4 protein-coding genes are annotated in these 3,104 nt (G+C 48.2%); 3 read left to right on the forward strand and 1 reads right to left on the reverse strand.

Features of this window, described 5'->3' with window-relative positions:
* On the reverse strand, positions 1-690 hold a 690-nt coding region (coaE, locus tag GAC_RS01105; protein WP_241760101.1), incomplete at its 3' end, for a dephospho-CoA kinase.
* A gap of 756 nt (positions 691-1,446) precedes the next feature.
* On the opposite strand from coaE, the gene GAC_RS01110 reads away from it, so the two are divergent.
* From GAC_RS01110 to GAC_RS05890, 3 genes are read left to right on the forward strand one after another with little or no spacing between them, the layout of a single operon-like run.
* Entirely contained in the window at positions 1,447-2,040 is a 594-nt protein-coding gene (locus tag GAC_RS01110; protein WP_010267410.1) for an L-threonylcarbamoyladenylate synthase, read from the forward strand.
* Positions 2,040-2,627 (forward strand): hypothetical protein, encoded by a 588-nt coding sequence (locus GAC_RS01115; protein WP_241760102.1) that lies wholly within the window; start codon positions 2,040-2,042, stop codon positions 2,625-2,627. Before GAC_RS01110 ends, GAC_RS01115 begins: the two co-directional genes overlap by 1 nt.
* Positions 2,600-2,911, forward strand: a complete 312-nt coding sequence (locus tag GAC_RS05890; RefSeq protein WP_241760103.1) for a hypothetical protein — start codon at positions 2,600-2,602, stop codon at positions 2,909-2,911. Before GAC_RS01115 ends, GAC_RS05890 begins: the two co-directional genes overlap by 28 nt.
* The last annotated feature ends 193 nt before the right edge of the window (positions 2,912-3,104 follow it).

The raw sequence follows: 3,104 nt of genomic DNA on the forward strand, positions 1-3,104 counted from the left end.
AAAATTGCTAGCAGGCGTCAGGCTGAGAAGCCATTGTAGACGCGTGCCGGTCCAGCGTGCTGCGCATCGCGAGTTTTTCCTCGCAACTCGGAAGCGGTGCCTGCCGGCATTTAAGCTCCCTACAATTTGCAGTACGCTCTTCAGTACCTCTCCTTTGCGCTCACCACAATTTACATAAAAATCGGCAAAGTTGCGCCTACTTCCGCGCGGCATCTGCAAAGAGAGTAAAAACTCTATCTCTCGCTCCGAAAGGCCACGTTGCCTCAGTCTATGCCATTGCAGGGATTTATGAACGTCAACATTTATAACGAAGTCACAACATCGCCAGAATCCCGCCTCCAGCAGCAAAGGAACATCTAACACCGCATAATCGCGCCCTATTTTACCCTGCTCCAGAATGAATTTACGTTGTTGCCTCAACACAATGGAGTGCACAATGGACTGAAATTCCAGCCACAATGGGCCATAAGAAAAAAAATGCTTGGACAGCCTCTCCCGAGAAACCACCCCGTTGCATATGCAATCAGGGAAATACTTGGCTACCAAGCCAGTGATTGTAGCATCACCGGAATACATGCTATGTACAATTTTGTCGGCATCAAAAACGGCAGCGTTGCAAGATTGGGCAAACATGGCAGCCACCGTGCTCTTACCTGAACCCGCGCCTCCACTAAGCCCAAAAACTATCATATGAGCACCATAAATTGCAGTACTGTATACCATAGCAGACGCATAGCACACTAGACATAACGCGCTACTATGCCATAACTGCCATAACCGCATGCGTTCCGATGGAGCCCCTAAGCAGTCCTGGGCCGTGGCAGCGTAAGTACATCTTTTCGGCGCAATAGCCCAGGAGGAGTGCGCCCTTAAGCCAAAAGTTTGCCAGACATTACAGCAGCCAAACGTGCATAACTGGCTGACCGTGGACGGGAGGCATTATGTAAATCTTCGATGAGGCACATTAAATAAGCGCAGAGATTGGTCCCACACCATGGGGATGCACGAAGCTATTTTCGCGATATAAAACGCATGTTACTTTGAATTATTGAACGAATCTGTAAGCATCTAGGACGTGCTGCACCTGTTGTAATCGTTATCACCGTGAGGTGTGACAGTGTGGCGCACATAGTGGCCCTGGTGGGAACACGCAACAAATTCCTGGACCCATGCAACTGGTTTACATCCACACAGTTGAGCATTAGTGCGTACCTGTTGTAACATCAAGGATATGAGCCCTCGCGGCCGAGGCGGTTTTTGGTTGCTCGTATAATCTAATAGGCAACATCATCAATGGTCGTGTGTGCGGCGTGCAAATGCGGCCCGGTCACATGTTGAAAAGCGTGCATTTTTCCACTAAAGTGCTGTACCCGTGGCTGGTTTTTTCGTGGACAAGCGGTGCAGTAACATCTCACCGATGCCAGGTTTGTGTTGTAATGTTGTAAAATGCAGCGAGTTGTTGAAGCACTGAGGAAAGAGCAGATAGTCTGCTTCCCGACCGATACTCTATACGCCCTGGCATGCAGCGCATTGAGCGCAAATTCCGTGCAGCGGCTATATGAAATCAAGAGGCGCCAATATCACAAGCCCATACCCATACTGCTGAATAGCTTGGCCGCGATCAGAAAATTTGCCTCACTTAAGGACGAGGACTGGGGTATAATCGAGCGCCTATCGCCTGGGCCAGTCACGTTTGTGGTGCCGTTGCATGACACCCAAAGTTTGCCAGGTGAGTTTTTTAGAGGTACCGTTGGCGTGCGGATACCAGACCACGCAATGGCCCGCACAATATTGGAAGAGTTTGGAGGGCCGGTAGCCGCTACCAGCGCAAATCTGTCTGGGATGCCGGGTGCAAGACGCGCTATGGAAATCCCACAGGAAATACGTGACTGTGTGTCAGAGCTTATGGAAGATGATTCTGCAGTTGGTGGCATGTGCTCTACAGTCTTTGATGTACAATCGCGTAAGGTATTGAGAATCGGCATGTTTTCTGAGCACAAAATTGCTGGTATTGTTAGGTCTTGTGGGGGAACATCGTAATGGATTCAGTTATAGGACACGCCGCACAAAAACGCGCTCTGCTCGCGAATAGCAGCGCTGTGACGTGGCTGCTATGCGGAAGGCGGGGTATAGGAAAGTCCAGGTTGTCTCGCGCCTTTGCCAAGCATGTGACAGGTTCCGTAGAATTAGAGTCAGACCCAGACGTCATGCTCATTGATAACGCCACTGAGCCAATAAGCGTGGATAAGGTCCGGGAAATGAGGCACTTTTTGCATATGACCGCTATACGGTCTAAGCGTAAAGTGGTAATAGTAGATAGCATTGATGATTTAAGCGTAAGTCCCACCAACGCAATGCTCAAAACCCTGGAGGAACCACCCGCGGGCTCGTTGATACTGCTTATTAGCCATAACGTACATCGCGTCCCGGTAGTTGTTAAATCCAGATGCGTGATACTACCGCTGCATGAGCTAAGCCATGAGGAGACGAAATTGGTGATTGATCGCAATTTTCCCGATATGCAGCAGCTCAGCGATAAAATAACACGCATATATCCGGGAATTCCAGGTATGGTTACGGAGGATATAGAAAAGGAATATTGCTATACGAAAACCTTATTTCGGTAATACATAAAATAAACCCCTCGGTCATTGGAAGCATATTAGAAACAGATCTACCGCTACACAAGGTAGAATATATCGTGCTGAGGGCTATATCAGACATTATCTGCGATGCTGTAAACGCGGGCACGAAAGATGAGCAGCGTGACGATTGCACCGTGACAGATATGCTAGGTAGATATCACAAAGCTCAGGAAGTATTCCGCGCAGCACGCACCATGCGCCTCCAAAGAGACGTTACTATCTTCAGAGTCTTAGAAATAGCGACCAATAGTGCGTCTATAGGATAAAAAGGATTAATATATTCCCAAATGCGCTACCAGAGCTTGTATACACACAGTGCCGGCACCGATAGTATGGTGTATATGCCCTGCGTTTATTACATAAAGTCACCGACACTTAACGATGCGTTAGGTAATAGCGACAAATTTAGTTGACTATACGAACTAACCTAATATCCTAGGTCCAATTAACTTATGTCAA

Source organism: Anaplasma marginale str. Florida, assembly GCF_000215485.1.
GTDB lineage: Bacteria > Pseudomonadota > Alphaproteobacteria > Rickettsiales > Anaplasmataceae > Anaplasma > Anaplasma marginale.

Bases quoted from the DNA above. Each gene is read 5' to 3' on its own strand.
- GAC_RS01110 (WP_010267410.1), top strand. From the start codon at position 1,447: ATGCAGCGAGTTGTTGAAGCACTGAGGAAAGAGCAGATAGTCTGCTTC.
- GAC_RS01115 (WP_241760102.1), top strand. From the start codon at position 2,040: ATGGATTCAGTTATAGGACACGCCGCACAAAAACGCGCTCTGCTCGCG.